Origin of the sequence: Microcoleus sp. AS-A8, from assembly GCA_039962225.1 — a bacterium.
In the GTDB taxonomy this organism is placed as follows: domain Bacteria; phylum Cyanobacteriota; class Cyanobacteriia; order Cyanobacteriales; family Coleofasciculaceae; genus Allocoleopsis.
Window position 1 is genome coordinate 1 of sequence record JAMPKV010000007.1, and the last position, 15,364, is coordinate 15,364.

At 45.6% G+C, this 15,364-nt stretch carries 13 protein-coding genes; 9 read left to right on the forward strand and 4 right to left on the reverse strand.

The annotated features are described in order from the left end of the window. The first annotated feature begins 100 nt into the window (after window positions 1-100). The gene (locus tag NDI48_12410; protein ID MEP0832007.1) at window positions 101-700 is read left to right on the forward strand and encodes a hypothetical protein; all 600 of its coding nucleotides are present in this window, start codon (window positions 101-103) and stop codon (window positions 698-700) included. Window positions 701-724: 24 nt separating this feature from the next. Here NDI48_12410 and NDI48_12415 read toward each other — a convergent pair whose 3' ends face one another. Beyond that, window positions 725-2,839, reverse strand: a complete 2,115-nt coding sequence (locus tag NDI48_12415; protein MEP0832008.1) for an ATP-binding protein — start codon at window positions 2,837-2,839, stop codon at window positions 725-727. Window positions 2,840-3,343: 504 nt separating this feature from the next. On the opposite strand from NDI48_12415, the gene NDI48_12420 reads away from it, so the two are divergent. From NDI48_12420 to NDI48_12430, 3 genes are all read left to right on the forward strand, one after another. Next, window positions 3,344-4,234 carry a pentapeptide repeat-containing protein gene (locus tag NDI48_12420; protein ID MEP0832009.1) on the forward strand — a complete coding sequence of 297 codons (891 nt, stop codon included), beginning with the start codon at window positions 3,344-3,346 and terminating at the stop codon, window positions 4,232-4,234. 271 nt (window positions 4,235-4,505) lie between these two features. Next, complete coding sequence (locus NDI48_12425) at window positions 4,506-7,664, forward strand: PAS domain S-box protein (protein MEP0832010.1); 3,159 nt, start codon at window positions 4,506-4,508, stop codon at window positions 7,662-7,664. 292 nt (window positions 7,665-7,956) lie between these two features. Further along, a complete protein-coding gene (locus tag NDI48_12430; protein MEP0832011.1) occupies window positions 7,957-8,592 on the forward strand; it encodes a rhomboid family intramembrane serine protease in 636 nt (211 codons plus the stop codon). A 217-nt stretch (window positions 8,593-8,809) separates the two neighbouring features. Here NDI48_12430 and NDI48_12435 read toward each other — a convergent pair whose 3' ends face one another. Then, window positions 8,810-9,844 carry a hemerythrin domain-containing protein gene (locus NDI48_12435; GenBank protein MEP0832012.1) on the reverse strand — a complete coding sequence of 345 codons (1,035 nt, stop codon included), beginning with the start codon at window positions 9,842-9,844 and terminating at the stop codon, window positions 8,810-8,812. A 387-nt stretch (window positions 9,845-10,231) separates the two neighbouring features. After that, entirely contained in the window at window positions 10,232-10,600 is a 369-nt protein-coding gene (locus NDI48_12440) for a DUF2993 domain-containing protein (protein MEP0832013.1), read from the reverse strand. Between the two features lie 197 nt (window positions 10,601-10,797). Between NDI48_12440 and NDI48_12445 the strand changes: the two genes are divergently transcribed. The 5 genes from NDI48_12445 to NDI48_12465 all read left to right on the forward strand — a co-directional run bounded on the left by NDI48_12445 (window position 10,798) and on the right by NDI48_12465 (window position 14,632). Then, window positions 10,798-11,433 carry a DUF1003 domain-containing protein gene (locus NDI48_12445; GenBank protein ID MEP0832014.1) on the forward strand — a complete coding sequence of 212 codons (636 nt, stop codon included), beginning with the start codon at window positions 10,798-10,800 and terminating at the stop codon, window positions 11,431-11,433. Between the two features lie 121 nt (window positions 11,434-11,554). After that, on the forward strand, window positions 11,555-12,298 hold the full coding sequence (locus NDI48_12450; GenBank protein ID MEP0832015.1) for a DUF2993 domain-containing protein: 744 nt from the start codon (window positions 11,555-11,557) through the stop codon (window positions 12,296-12,298). A gap of 483 nt (window positions 12,299-12,781) precedes the next feature. Continuing rightward, a complete protein-coding gene (locus tag NDI48_12455; GenBank protein ID MEP0832016.1) occupies window positions 12,782-13,303 on the forward strand; it encodes a DUF2231 domain-containing protein in 522 nt (173 codons plus the stop codon). 397 nt (window positions 13,304-13,700) lie between these two features. After that, a complete protein-coding gene (locus NDI48_12460) occupies window positions 13,701-14,129 on the forward strand; it encodes a peptidase (protein ID MEP0832017.1) in 429 nt (142 codons plus the stop codon). A gap of 155 nt (window positions 14,130-14,284) precedes the next feature. Further along, entirely contained in the window at window positions 14,285-14,632 is a 348-nt protein-coding gene (locus tag NDI48_12465) for a DUF3082 domain-containing protein (protein MEP0832018.1), read from the forward strand. Window positions 14,633-14,720: 88 nt separating this feature from the next. Here NDI48_12465 and NDI48_12470 read toward each other — a convergent pair whose 3' ends face one another. Further along, complete coding sequence (locus NDI48_12470; GenBank protein ID MEP0832019.1) at window positions 14,721-15,137, reverse strand: hypothetical protein; 417 nt, start codon at window positions 15,135-15,137, stop codon at window positions 14,721-14,723. Between the last annotated feature and the right edge of the window lie 227 nt (window positions 15,138-15,364).

The following is a 15,364-nucleotide window of genomic DNA, read 5'->3' on the forward strand; positions in this document are numbered from 1 at the left end:
CTTTTAAAGTTTCTTCCGGTTCTATTATGTCAATTTTGACGACCCCTGACATGGAAAACTTATTCTCCTTAATTCTCATAACTAAGTGTAGCAATGTTTAATGAAGTTGGTATTAGGGGCGCAAGGCTTTGCACCCCTACCGGATAATATTCCCGATCTGATGCTGAGTTACTTAAACGAACTCAACCGCGATGTAAACACCGATAAACTCGACAATCGCATGATTCAGGAAGATGCTAAAGCACTCGCCTGGGAATGCTTGAAGGGAACCTATCGTCCTGCCACTGCCAAACGCAAAGATGCGTTAGCGAAGCTTGCCGAAGGCATCGCCATCTTAAGCGGAGACGATGCAGAAGCTCGCCTAAAATATTTAGAACACCGTCTGCGTCTAATCCAAACCATTGGCCCTGCTCAAGACCAAATCCGCTTTGCCCTCGATCCCCTCGCCGAATACCTCGCGGCTTTGCAGTTGATTGAGAATTACGGCAAAAATCAGGGACAGTGGCGCAAATTCCTCAGCCAAGCTGCAACCCTGCCGGGAGCACCCGCTGCCATTCAAGGCTTCCTACTTGCCGTGCACGATTGCTGTTTACGTCAGGGGGCAGAGGTTAAGGTACCTGACTTTGTTGCCCAGGAACTCAAGAAACAGGCGGGTTTAGCCAGTCCCACAGGACAAACTCAGATGGCACAACGCCCCTAAAAATCGGACTAACAGTACTAGGACTTAGCTTGAGCAAAGCTGCCAATTTTTCGCAGACAATTTGTGTGGTTCTGAAGTCTCTTGACGGCTAGTACAGCACTTTCGATGGCACTGCTGAATGGGAATCTCAATAATAAACTCCGTACCTTCTCCGGGTGCGGATACACATCGTAATTGCCCCCCGTGTTTCGCCACAATAATTTGATAGCTAATCGACAACCCAAGGCCCGTTCCCTGACCGATAGGTTTGGTTGTAAAAAAAGGATCAAAAAGCAGAAGCTTCACCCGTTCGGTCATGCCGGGGCCGTTGTCGATGATCCGGATAACGATACTCGCTGAGTTTGAAGGGCATTGCCTCACATTTAGCAGTTCTGTGTGAATCTGAATCTGAGGATAAGGATGAGCCATGAGCCTCTCACTTTCGCTATTTTCACTGCTAATTATCATCGAGTCCAAAGCATCAATGGCATTCGCCAAAATATTCATAATGACTTGATTTATCTGCCCAGAATAACACTCAACAGAGGTTATTTTCCCGTAATTTTTTATTACCTCAATGGCAGGGCGTCCCGGCTTTTCCTTCAATCGATGCTGCAAAATTTGTAAGGTTGTATCGAGACCTTCGTGAATATTAACTTGCTTCATTTCTCCTTGATCGATGCGCGAGAATGTCCGCAGAGAGGCGACAATATCACGAAGTCGCTCGGCTCCCACTTTCATCGATTGCAATAGCTTAGGCAAATCGTCCATGACAAAGTCCAAATCTATCGTCTCTGCATACTCCTGAATCACAGATACCGGATTTGGATAATGCTCTCGATAGAGATTGACCAGCTCCAGCAGGTCTTGGATCGATTCGCTGGCTGGGGTAATATTCCCGTAAACAAAACCGACTGGATTATTAATTTCATGGGCAATGCCAGCCACCATCATGCCCAAGCTATACATTTTTTCACTCTGTACTAGCTGGGTTTGTGTTTCCTTAATCTTGTTCAGCGCTTGCTCCAGTTGAGTCGCTTGTTCTCTAAGTTGAGCTTCCGATCGCCGCAGAGCCACCTCCGCTTTAGAGCGCTCGTGCTGGAGAGAGAGTGCTGCCGCCGCTGCCCTTAACAAGTCCACTGCCGATGCTGACCATACCTTTGCTGTTGTACAGTTGTCGAAGACAATGAACCCGAAGAACTGATCGTTCACGGATAGGGGCAAAACTAATAGAGATAAAATCCCCATTTGCTCCAAAATAAAACGCTCTTGTTCAGGAAAGTCGCTGACGAGTCCCATAATGGTTTCACCCCGTGCCAAAATCTGAGTCCATCGGGGTAAACAGGTTTCATAAGGCAAATACGGACATTTGGCACTGTCGCTTTCATCGTAGAGGTGAGGAACATACCATTGGGCGCAGGGACGACTCCACAACTCGCCCCTACTATCGTAAAAATTCTCAAACACATAAACGTGACTGGCTTTAGCTGATTGTCCCAGCAGCTCCAGAATTGAGGTGTAGTAGTTTTTATCCCCTTTGAGAGATAACAAGCGGTGCTGCACTTCGGCTAAGGCCGCCAAATATCGTTCGCGCTCTGCCAACGCTGACTCGGCTAACTGGCGCTCCATGATTTCAGCTTGCAAAACTTCATTGGCTCTTGCCAGTTCTCTCGTCCGTTCGTCCACTCGTTGTTCTAACTCTTGTTTCGCTCGGCGCAAGGCATACTCCGCTTCCTTACGCTCAACAATTTGTTTTTCCAGAGCAACGTTCGCGGCTTCGAGTTCGGCTGGACTGGGTAATGCTAAAGCCTTTGGGATCAGAGGCACTAATTCTGAAGCCGTATACAGGGAAACTATCGCGGTAATTCCTTTCATCAGACCCGAAAGCCAATAAACGGGGTGCCAAAGTGTCCATATTTCTAGTAAGTGACCCGTGCCACAGGACAAAATAAAGGCACTAAAGAGTAGGAAAATTCCTTGGAAAGGCACATCCTGACGCTGACGCACAAAATAGAGCAGCATCAGAGGAATCGAATAGTAGGCGAGGCCAATCAAGAAGTCCGAGCCGGCGTGCAACCACACTAATTCTGGCTTCCAGAGGAAGCAGTAGCCGTGTGCCATGAAATTTCCAGAGAAAAAGTCTTGTACAGATTGCAGCATGGGCTATTCAAAAGTAGCAGAGTTGCAAAGGAGCCGATTAGTGATTGTTGAGGTTGCAAGCTAAGGACAGGAAGAAAGTTGGGATACTTGGGGTGACCTGTTTTGTGAATTTTTATTGAGTTATTTTGAGGAAAGATTAAGTTTGTCGAATAGACCGTTTAGAACATAAGGGTTTACACCCATTGTTCTCGAATTCTCGCCTCGCGAGATCGGAGTAAATACGGAACTTTTCCAGCTCTGAGAAATTACTGAAGCTTTATGAATTTTTGATGAAGATTTAAATGGGAGCGCTTCTTGAAGGACATGAGAGATAGAAGGCTAATGACGAATAGCTGTTAAAACTGAGTGGAGCAAGTGAAGGCAAATAAACTTAAGATATGTAAAGCAGACTCCTCCATGACCCTCTGGGTAAGGGCGGATCACAAGGGTGCATCAGGTTTCGGATCTTTACAGTAAATAAACTCATTCGACTGTTGGCAATTAGAACACAACAGATATAAACCCATGAATCCTGATGAACTCTTGAGGAAATATGCCGCGGGAGAAAGAGACTTTTCTCTAGCCAACCTAGGTGGAATCAACCTTAAACAAACGAACCTCAGGGGAATAGATTTCTCTCACGCCAATCTGAGCCAAGCCAACCTATCACAGGTAAATTTAATCCGCGCTACTTTGGGGACAGCGGATTTACAAGGCTCAGACCTAGAGGGCGCTAACCTGCAAAACTCAGACCTGAGCGGTGCTGATTTGATGGGTGCTAACCTGAATGCCGCTAACCTAAGTTTTGCGGATTTAACAGGTGCAGATTTAACGGGAGCCAATTTGATGATTGCTGGATTGGTTGGCGCAGATCTCAATGCAGCCAATCTGTATGAAGCGAAATTAATTGGCGCTCACCTCCAGGGAGCGTCGCTGATTGGAGCCAATCTGTCTCGAGCCAATCTCTATGCCAGTTACTTATATGAAACAGATTTGAGTGAAGCCAACCTCCATCAGGTCAACTTGCAACGAACTCTCTATAACCCAAGAACCCAGTTTCCTCCATCGTTTGACCCAGTTGAGGCGGGAGCCTACTTGATTGCGCCTCAGGTATCGCTGTCAGGGGTCAATTTGAGAGGCGTGTTGCTTTCGGGTGTCAACCTTCATCGAGCCAATCTGAGTCGGACAGACCTAAGTGAGGCCAACTTAATTTGGGCTGACTTGAGTGAGGCCGATTTGAGTGGAGCCAATCTCAGTGGAGCGAACTTGAGTGGAGCCAATCTCAGTGGAGCGAACTTGAGTGGAGCCAACCTCGATGATGCTAACCTGAGTGGTACGACAATGCCCAATGGTGAATTGCACAACGTCCAAAGAATCGGGCGAGCTGCGACAAATTCTTCCTCGAAGTGTAGTTAGAACATCGGTTCAGTAATATTCCATAAAGGTGATTCCCTTGCGGTGGATGCAGTTGCGTACTCTCAGGCATTGCCGATATGAGTAACCGCCGAGCCAAGACTTCAAGGTCAGCCGCCATCGGCTTGCAAATATTTCATGCTTATGTGTATGACTTAAGATAGATGCGACACGAGCATCTTGTGTCACTCTTACGGATTGAGCCTTTGTTGGAATGAATGCTCCTAAGTTCCCTATCGAAGATAATGAATATTCTGCAAAGGCAGAATCTGCTTTGAATAGATTTCTGACCTTATCATTCGACTTATTCTGCATCACCCAGGACAATGGCTATTTCCAGCAGATCAATCCAGCGTGGGAAAATGTGCTGGGATGGACGGTATCTGAGTTACAAAACAGCCCTTGGCTTGAACTTGTTCATCCCGATGATGTGGAGTTGACGCTGAATAGCGAAAAGCTGTATTTCCAAAACAGCTTCGTCGAATATGAAAATCGCTATCGCCACAAAGATGGAAGTTATCGTTGGCTATCTTGGCGGGTATCCAATACAGAAGATGGACTCGTCTATAGAGTAGCGAAGGACATTACTGCGGCAAAACAAGTAGAAGAGGTAGCTGTTTCCAGTGCTGAAGGTCGTAACGATTGTACACTTCAGCCAGCGGAATTGGATTTGCAACGAGCCGTTGCAGAATTAACCGAATGGAAAAATCGCTATGAAGCAGCCGGTCAAATTAATGGTTTGTTGCTTTATGAATGGAATAGTCAGACAGAGGAAATTATTTGGGGTTCTAATGTTGAACAAGTCTTTGGTTATGCCGAGGAAGAACTCTCAGGCTCTTTAGAATTGTGGATGGAGTTAATTCATCCCGATGACCTAGAAAAAGTTATCCAAGAGCTTAACCGAGTTATTGCCACTAAAGAACGACTCCATGTTGAATATCGGATGCGTCAAAAGGACGGTAGTTACATCATCCTGGAAGACAATGGAAGGTTTTACCCCGATAGTGCGGGTCAGCTCAATCGCATGGTGGGATTTATTGCTAATATCACGGAGCGCAGGCGGGCACAAATAGAGCTAAAAAAAGCCTATCAGCAATTGGAACTTTTAGTCGATAATTCGCCTTTAGCCATTCTGGAGTGGGACAAGGACTTTCGCTTGCAGCGTTGGTCGAAGCAGGCAGAAAAAATATTTGGCTGGAATGCCACTGAGGTTCTCAATCACCATCCCCAAGAATGGCAGTTCGTCTATGAAGAAGACGCTCCAAGGGTCGATCATATCCTGGGTCAATTACTGGATGGAACTCTACAACGCACCGTAGACGAAAATCGCAACTATACCAAAGAGGGAAAAATCGTTTATTGCGAATGGTACAACTCTGTACTCTTCGATGAGTCGAGCAATTTGGTGTCAATTTTATCCCTAGTCTTGGATATTAGCGATCGCAAACAGACTGAAGCCGTACTGCAACAGGTGATGACTGACTTAGAAACGAGAGTCGAGGAGCGTACAGCGGAACTTCAGCAGATTAATGGGCAACTGAGTGCAGAGATTACTGAGCGCCTGCGGACAGAAGCAGCTCTTCGTCACAGCGAAGAACAATTCCGCCGGGTGTTTGAAGAAGCCCCCATCGGTATGGCACTCGCCAGTAAAGACAAGCGCTTTTTAAAAGTAAATCAAGCCTTACTTGAAATGCTGGGGTATAGTGAGTCGGAATTCATGAGTCTAAGCTGTGAGGCTATCACCCATCCCGAAGACTGGGAGCGAATACCCCCCTATCTTGAGCAGATCAATCAAGGAGAAATTGACGGCTTTCAGGTAGAAGAACGTTTCCTAACCAATCATCAAGAAATTGTTTGGGGAAATTTAACCTCGATGGTGTTGCGGGATGCATCGGGAGACATCCTTTACAGGCTAGAAATGGTTGAGGACATCACGGAACGTCGGCAAGCAGAAGCGGCGGTTCGCCAGAGTGAAGAACAATTCCGCCGTGTGTTTGACAAAGCACCGATTGGCATGTCTTTAGCTAGCTTGGATAATCGTTATCTCAGAATCAATCGCTCCTTTTTTGAGATGCTGGGGTACACCGAATCTGAACTCATGGCGCTTAGCTTTATGGATATTACCCATGGGGAAGATTTAGAGTTGGAAATTCCCTTTATGGAGCAACTCATCAACGGGGAAATTGACCGCTTTGCCTTAGAAAAGCGTTACCTCAAAAAGAATCAAGAGATTGTCTGGGTGAATTTAACGTTGATTGCTTTGCGCGATCAAGCTGGGTTTATCCTTTATACATTAGCCATGATCGAGGACATCACAGTCCGCAAGCAAGCCCAGGAAGCTTTGCAACAAAGTGAGGCTCGCTACCGCGCCATTATTGAAGATCAAACCGAATTGATCTGTCGATATCAGCCGGACGGCAGTCTGACATTTGTCAATGATGCTTACTGCCGCTATTTCCATAAGCAGCGTTCTGAGCTGATGGGTTACAGCTTTATGCCAGTGATTCCTGAAGATGACCAACCATTGGTTACCCAGAATATTAGTTCTCTATGTGTAGAACAACCTATCGTGGCTCACGAACACCGAATTATTCTTCCTGGTGGAGAGATTCGTTGGCAACAGTGGACGAACCGAGCCTTGTTTGATGAGTCTGGCAATATCCTAGAGCTTCAGGGTGTGGGACGGGACATTACAGAACTCAAGCAAGCTGAAGCTGAAATTGTTAAAGCCTTGGAAAGAGAAAGAGAACTGAGCGAATTGCGATCGCAATTCGTGTCTTTAGTGTCCCACGAGTTTCGCACGCCCCTAACTACAATTCAATCCTCAGCGGAACTGCTTGAACGCTACAACAACAGATTATCTGAGGAGAAGAAACAAAATCACTATCGGCGCATTCAACATGCCGTGCAACGAATGACTCAGTTGTTAGAGGATGTTCTGACGATTGGCAAAGCTGAAGCGGGAAAACTCAAGTTCACGCCGTCCCCCATGGATTTAGTCGTTTTTTGCCGTGACTTAGTTGAAAGTTTGCAAATGAGTGCAAAGCCGCAACACCAGCTTAACTTTGTGGTGATTGGCGATGGTAGTGGTGCCCAAATGGACGAAAAACTCTTGGGTCATATTTTGACGAATTTACTCACTAATGCGATTAAATATTCCCCGGATGGAGGGACTGTTCAATTCGATTTAATTTGCGATCGCACTTGGGCTATTTTCCGCATTGAAGATAGTGGAATTGGCATTCCCCACGAAGATTTAGAGCGTTTATTTGAATCTTTTGGGCGAGCGAGCAATGTGGGTGCCATTCCTGGGACGGGACTAGGGCTAGCCATTGTCAAACGGTGTGTGGATTTACACAAGGGTGAGATTACTGTAAAGAGTGAAATTGGAGTAGGAACAACCTTTACGGTTACGCTGCCGTTACAGCCTTAATCATCCATAGATGTTATAGAGAGTTGTGAAGATCAGGCATGTTGAAGGTTCGCGCTTAGCTGAGCGACTCTTGTGCCAGGGGCAATCATCCTTAGTTGAGATTTTGCATAAGTGGTATGAGTACAAGCAATACATACCTATAGCTACGCTGCCTCCCCTAAGCTTCGCAGTCAAATGAAGGGGAAAAGTGCGATCGCCTAACGGGCATCGGCGAAACGAATTACCTTAAATTTGCACAAATCTTGGTAGGCGTCGTGGCAGAAATTCTTACGCAAGAGTCCTATCAACACTTATGAATCGCATCGAAATTTTTATTTATACGCTATGCCTTAGTTTAATCCTTAAAGGCGGCATCACTCCTGAATTTGAAACTCAATTCAGAATTTTATGTGAGTTAATTGTCTACACTTGGAGCTTGGGAATTGTTAATTGGGTCTTCTGCGGCGGAGCGCTCAGAAAGCTGGGTATTCGTCCTCGCACCTCCCTCGGATTATTAGGTATCTTGACTTCGCCTTTCCTGCATAGCAGTTGGGAACACTTAGTAGGAAACACCATTCCTTTCTTCATCCTGGGTTCGTTTGTCATGTTAGGAGGAATTCGGGACTTTTTCATCCTTACAGTGTTTACACCGCTTTTTAGTGGGCTGGGAATCTGGCTGTTCGGTCAACCCTACACGAACCACATTGGTGCTTCAGATATTATTTTTGGCTATTTAGGTTTCCTGCTGGTACGCAGCTATTTTGCCAATGATGCCCTGTCAATTGTCTTGACAATAGTTGTCGGCTTTATGTACGGGAAGATTCTCTGGGGTATTTTTCCTGGAGAGGAGGGCGTATCCTGGGAAGGACATTTTTTTGGCTTGATAGCCGGTGTACTCGTTGCCAGTTTTCTAGATGTGTTTCGGATGATGTTACCTACGTCAATGTAATAGAAAGTTTTAGCTAGTTCCCACGAGCGCATTAAAAAAATTATGTCGGCCTATTAGCATTACACAAGACTAGGACATGGATTTAATCGATTTGTTTGTCAAAAAAATCTTGGAAGGGTCTTCTGCTGAAAAAACTCCCACCATTCAGATGGTGGGAGTCTCTTCGTTCACCTAATTATTTACAGCTATTGGATTGTCGCTGAAAGTTAACAGGCTACTACTTTGCAGAAGCTGCCATTTGGTCTTGCAACTGGCTTTTAACGGATTTGAATTCAGTCGCCATTTGCTTCTGCTGCTCGTGGCTGAAGTTGTCGCGCAGTTTGGGGAACATTTCGTTCTCTTCTTGCTGCACATGAGACTGAACAGCTATCATCAATTGCTCAACGTTAGCTTTGAAGTTGTCAATTGAAGAAGGATCTAAAGACTTAATGTGCTCCAGCATTTGCTTCATTTCAGCTTGCTCAGAATAAAGCTCCTGAGTGTCTTGGTAGTAAGAGCGGATTGCTGGGTAAACAACTTGTTCTTCGGCAGCGGAGTGGGCGCTTAAATCTTTGTAGATTTGACCGAAATACTCTTGTATTTTTTGAGGATCATTGGTGCCCTGAACTTCCATGAACAGGGTATTGACTTTGGTGTGATCCATGCGGAGGAGAGCACGGATGTCCATCTCATCATCGCTACGAGTGACGGCGCTTCCAACTACACCACTCAATGCGGCAACAGCATCTTGAACGCGGCCCCACAGGCTTTGATCTGGCTCTTGCCCAGTCAATTCACGGGTGCCCAAAATTTCTAGAACTCCTTTGAGTTGCTCTTGATGAGCGCGGTTATCAAAGTTAACCGCATTCAATGGCCCGATCGCGGCCATAACGTCAGCACCAACAACCTGTGCACACTTGTGGATCAGGAGTCCAGCCATTGTTTGTTTATGCTTGAGCAGTTCGTGCTGAGCTACTTTTTCATATAAAGTCAACTCAGAACCTTCCATGAGTTTCTGAACTTGCTCAATCAGCATCTGAGTGGTTTCTTTTGGCTCTCCTTTGACACCATACTGAACCATCACTGTGTCCAGAACGCCTAGGTTTTTCTGATCGTCTTGGATAAAATCTTGCAGACGCTTCCGAATCTCTTCATCCGTGCAGGCTTGTATTAGTCTCTGCTCATTGGCAATAAGCAGATTCTGAAGCGCTTTCATGTCAGCGAGTTTCTGGGCGATCGCAATACGTTTGGTATCATCAAGTGTTACTGGCATTTGTTGTTCTCTCTTTTAAGGATATTTACAAAATTCAACTCTTTCAGTTTGTCGCAGTGATTGAATTGCTTCATCCTTCTCTTGATGGATTCACGATCTAAGTAGCCAAAAACACCCAAATATTGAAAGCTTCTACTATTGACCGTTTTTTTGCTTTTTCTTATTGTTCATATAATTTAATACCTGAGGTAGATGATTTTTAAGTTTTATTAATTACGCCTAAAATAAATTGAATTCAAGTTAATCTCAGCCAATTAATATTGGCTTTCCCTTCTTTTTAAACCATCTCAATTCGGTTCAAAATTGTATGGAAATAGTCTTTGGTTGCGAAAAATCTTATGAATTCCCAAAGAGTAGCTAGAACAAGTAACTTAATTCATCGCCTACTTAAGAAGGGGTTTCGGGAAGTTGGCGGATGTAGTCTGAGTCTAAGGCACGGTTGAGGTCTTGTTCTGTGAGTACCACACGCGCAGTGGCATCCAGGGGTTTTTCCAGTTCAACCTGACCGAAAATCGTGCGAAGGAGATCGATGGCAATGCGATCTGTATGTACTTCCATCTCCTGCACGCGGATGTCTTTCTGCATGACCACACCCTGAGCCGCGATCGAGACAGAATCCGCTTGTCCCTGAACCATTTTCAGCAAATCGGTGTGGACTTCTACGTCTATATTTTCGACCTCATCGAGTTGCGCCGTGATCGCCATCTCAGCCGCTTCGGAGAGCGCCTGTTCCTCCAACCGTGGCTCATCTGGCATGACTCGTAAGCTCCTCGCGTGCTGCTACTGCTTACTCTAGACCTTGAGTATGAGGCCGGGAATCTGTATCAAGGAATACGCAAATTGGCAGACAAGCGAGCTGTGTACAGCACCGTTAACCACTATGCGATTTAATTGGTTGCTAAACATCTTTACAGTAGTGAGTAAAACCCAAAAGGTCATTAGTACTACCCGTTATGAAAAGCAACCGCACAGGAAAGCCTGAAAACGCACTCGAAGAAATCCAGACAGTACTTCACACCACCAAAGTTGTTATCCCTTCGGTTCCCTTACCTGACCCCCTTGCTCAAAATATTGAGGCAATTATCGCCTTGCAAGCGAAAGCAGAAAAAGACTTGTCCCGAACTCAGCGAATCGTAGAAGCTATAACCGCTTTTTTCGCTGATCCGAAATTTCTGTACTGCATCCTGCTGGGTGTGACGCTGTGGATGGTGGTCAATCTCTTACCTCACGGCTTCGGCATCCCGGCATTTGACCCACCACCGTTTGAATGGCTGGAGCATTTACTCGGTCTAGGTAGTTTGCTAATCTCAACAGGAGTGCTGATTACGCAAAATCGGCAAGAAAAGCTGACGGAACAGCGTATGCAACTGAGCTTGCAACTCAACCTACTGTCTGAGCAAAAAATTGCCAAGCTGATTGCCTTGGTTGAGGAACTGCGCCGCGATCTTCCCAATGTTAGAGATCGACATGACCCGGAAGCGGAGGTGATGAAGCAACCCGCCGATCCCCACCTTGTTCTGGAAGTGCTGGAAAAGACCTTAACTGAAGAACTGGAACAGCTTCAGCAAAAAAATTCATCCGATTCCTGAGGGAATAAAAGTCTATATACCTTAAGGCATCCCACCAATTCCTTATGTCGTCAGGTAGATTCACGGCTCAGAAGCGATCGCCTAGATTGTGTGAAGAATATTTAAGACAGGACACTAAATCGTGACACTAGGCAAACCCGATATTGGCGAACAAGCACTGAGTAAAGCCGCAGAAATTGGACTATCAACCCAACTGGATGAAGTGGAAAATCTGGACGTTGATATCCGTACTGACCCAGGTAAACTCCTTCAAGGACAATTAGATTCCGTTGCCATTGAAGGCAAAGGTCTGGTGATGCAGAAAGACCTTCGTGCCGAGGAATTGCAGATCAAAACCAGCAACATTGCGATCAATCCGCTGAGCGCGGCTTTTGGGAAAATTGAATTGACGCGTCCCACAGATGCTGACGCTCATGTTGTTCTCACCGAACAAGATATTGAACGTGCTTTTAACTCTGAATATATCCATAACAAGCTGCAAAACCTTACGGTGCATGTCAATGGTCAACCGTTGGTAATCGACACACGTCAGGTACAATTGCGCCTACCCGGTGACGGAAAAATTGTACTTACCGCTGAAATTCTCTCGAAGGAAACCGGAGAAACTCAGCAAATCTCCTTCTCGACTGTACCGCACCTGACTCCGGGCGGAGAACGGATCGCATTAGAGGACATTCAGTATGCCCAAGGCAAAGAGTTATCGCCAGAACTGACTACGGCACTCTTAGAGAGGGCAAGCGAATTGCTGAATTTACGTAACTTTGAACTAGAAGGGATGTCACTGCGCCTCAAAGGAATGGATGTGCAAAAGGGCAAACTAACCCTTCAAGCTACAGCTCGTGTCGAGCAATTTCCTGATTCTTAATGGCATTGCTCCTAACAAGGGCGGTACGGGGAGAGCCACGAGAGAGAGCAGAGAATAGGCAGCTAATAATTTCTCAAAAAGACAACAATTAATCTCCCTTCCTGGCTCCTGACTCCTGTTTTAATTTTTGAGTTTTCAGGTCTTCTGTTCGCTTATGACGACCTAAATCTCCCTTTTGGAAGACGTTTCATAAATGCCTTTCCGTCAAAATTCCTGTAAGAAACCGCCACGCGACTTTCACAAAGAAAGGCAGAGAGCAGGAGGCAGAGGGCAGAAGGTAAGAAGAAAAAAGAACTCTCTTTCGTGGAGAGAGAAGCCCACGATTGAAAGAACAAAGTTGGGAAAAAGGGACGATTATCGTCTCTTGAATCCTAATATCCTTTTTCCATCCCCCGCTTGTTAAACGTGGGAACATCAAAACCCTCTGCCCTTGTACTTCGGCCTTCTGAACTATAGAAATCTGAAAAATTAAGCAGACGAATTATGACACAGACTCCCAATATCCCGCCCATAATTGAAAGTGAAGAGAGTAATTATCGAGATACTGGTGTGCCCAGTACAGTAGCGGTTGCAGGGCATCCGCTCCATCCCGCCATCATCACTTTACCCATTGGTCTTCTGGTCAGTGCACCTGTAACAGATATAGCCTACTGGTTTCTGGGTGACGTTTTTTGGGCACGCGCTTCATTTTGGCTAATCGTGGCTGGGTTGGTCACGGGTCTAGTTGCTGCCATTACCGGTCTGCTAGACTTCATCAGAATTGGTCGGGTTCGTAAGCACACAGCCGGTTGGGCGCATATGTATGCTAACGTCACTGCACTTGTTGTTACAGCAATCAACCTGGGGTTAAGAGTAGGCGACCCCGTTGAAAATCTTTTGTTCACAGGATTAGTGCTCTCGGTAATTGTGGCAACACTGCTTGGCATTTCGGGTTGGTATGGAGGCGAACTGGTCTACCGTCATAAAATTGCCGTGATTGGCTACGGTGACAAAGATGAACGCTAGACGATAGCAAGGGGTCAAGAACACGCGTAAACCAGTCAGGAGCGATCGCGCCAAGCACAGCGCCAAAACCTAACTTGCCTAAGGGGAGCGACGGCGTAGGAATTAAGGCGGCGCTAGAGGTGAGTTTACGCCTGCTGTCTGATTGTCACTTGTGCGTCACAAACACACACTAATCTCTTTTTTGTACTGGTAAAAAGAAGATCTGTCTTGCTACTGGCACTCCTGGCAATTAGGCTCTCTCGACGGACAGGCGGGAGAGTATTTTTGTTGCTAACATAGGCTAAAAGAAATTCGCCTAAGCCGTTTCACATAGTTGGCTGTCGCAAAAACACCGATAAAGCCCTAGAAAACGATTAGGAAAGAAGGCGCGTTGACTCAGTTACAGTTTTTTCACACCATGAGCGCTATCTCCATTGCTCCCATCACTATGTTTGCTGTTGGTTTGAGTGCTGTAGTAGCTACCGCACAAGTTCAGCTCTACCAACCGATTCCTCTATCCATTGGTAATTCAATTAAAGATGCTCTTTCAGACAAAGATATTCCCACGGGCAAAAAGGGATTTGCCAAAGACTACATCGTGAAGTTGGCGGCAGGAGACCAAGTGGAGATCGCAGCCTCATCTGATAACTTTGATACTTTTGTCTCACTCATAGCGGCTGATGGTTCTGTCCTTGAAGAGAACGATGATGACCCCGAAGGCAGTACCAATTCGCTACTGGTTGTTAAAATTACCAAAACAGAAAATTACATTATTCGAGTACGAGCTTCGGGTGAAAATAAGGCTCATGGATCTTTTACCCTCAACGTTAAGAAATCATCGTCTTAAGTACACTTCGCCTGAAACAGGGATGGAATTCAGCGGATTGTGCGATAACACTCTCGGTGGGCAACGCTTCTCTTTTTTGTTCCTCAGCACTTGGGTTGTGTAATTTTTCATAGCGATCGCGTTTTTATTAGATTGAATCTGATTAATATAAATTTATGACAAATCCAACTCCCACACCCAACACAGACCTCCAGTCCACTGAGGGGCAAGAAACACTACCGAATCCACTGCAATGTTTGAGTGGCGCGTTAATTTCGGGAGGATTTGCGATCGCGCTTTACTTCCTAACGTCCTCGATTGGTAACACCTTTGCCGGTAAGCCTCTTCCCTCTTCTAACCAGACAGCGATTCAGATTTCAATTGCGGTTCGTACTCTAGTTGTGGGCATTAGTACGCTGGCAACTGCCCTTTTTACGATCATCGGCGTTGGTTTAATGGGTGTAACCATTTATCTGTTCGTTCAACAGCTCAAAAATCGCACCTCTCCCCCCTCTAAGGTGTAGTACGTTAACAGGCAATGATTTGAGCCTCAACAGGGAGAATGGTTAATCCCTTGAACAACCTCTGTAGAGGTAGAAGGCGGTTGGCAAATTACCAGAGAACTCTGACGCCACCCTCTCCCGTATCCTCTGTGTTAACACTATTCGTATCTATTTGTTGAGTACCGGGAGTGTTGCGATTATCTATTTGTTGACCGCCCGTAGTACTGCGATTATTGAACTGTTGAGTACCGGGAGTGTTGCGATTATCTATTTGTTGACTCTCGCTGGTGTCACCCTCCTCCATTCGCTGACGGTTGATGGTACCATCATTTCTCAATTGCTGCTCACTGACGGAACCACGATTATCCCATTGGGGGCCTTCGGTAAAACCACCATTATTCGTTGAGCCATCATTCTGTGTTGTCTGTGCTGAGACAGGTAAACTTAGGCAAAAACTAGTAATCGCAACTCCTGCTAAACTTGTCAGCATTTTAATTGACCATTTTTTATTATTCTGTGCGCTCATGATTATCCCTTTGATTTGAATGAGAAGTATTCTGAATTTCTATGCCATTTTTATGAAAACCGCTCAAAATTCGGTTATTTTTAGGGCTAGGCATAAAGGCTTCAACAACCGAAATTTAGAGACCTATTTTTAGAACTCACTATTTAAACTAAAAGGATTAATTTTTCTGATCTTCCCTCTAAAGATCCATCTTATATTAATTTTTTTGTCACAATAAACAGAGGAAT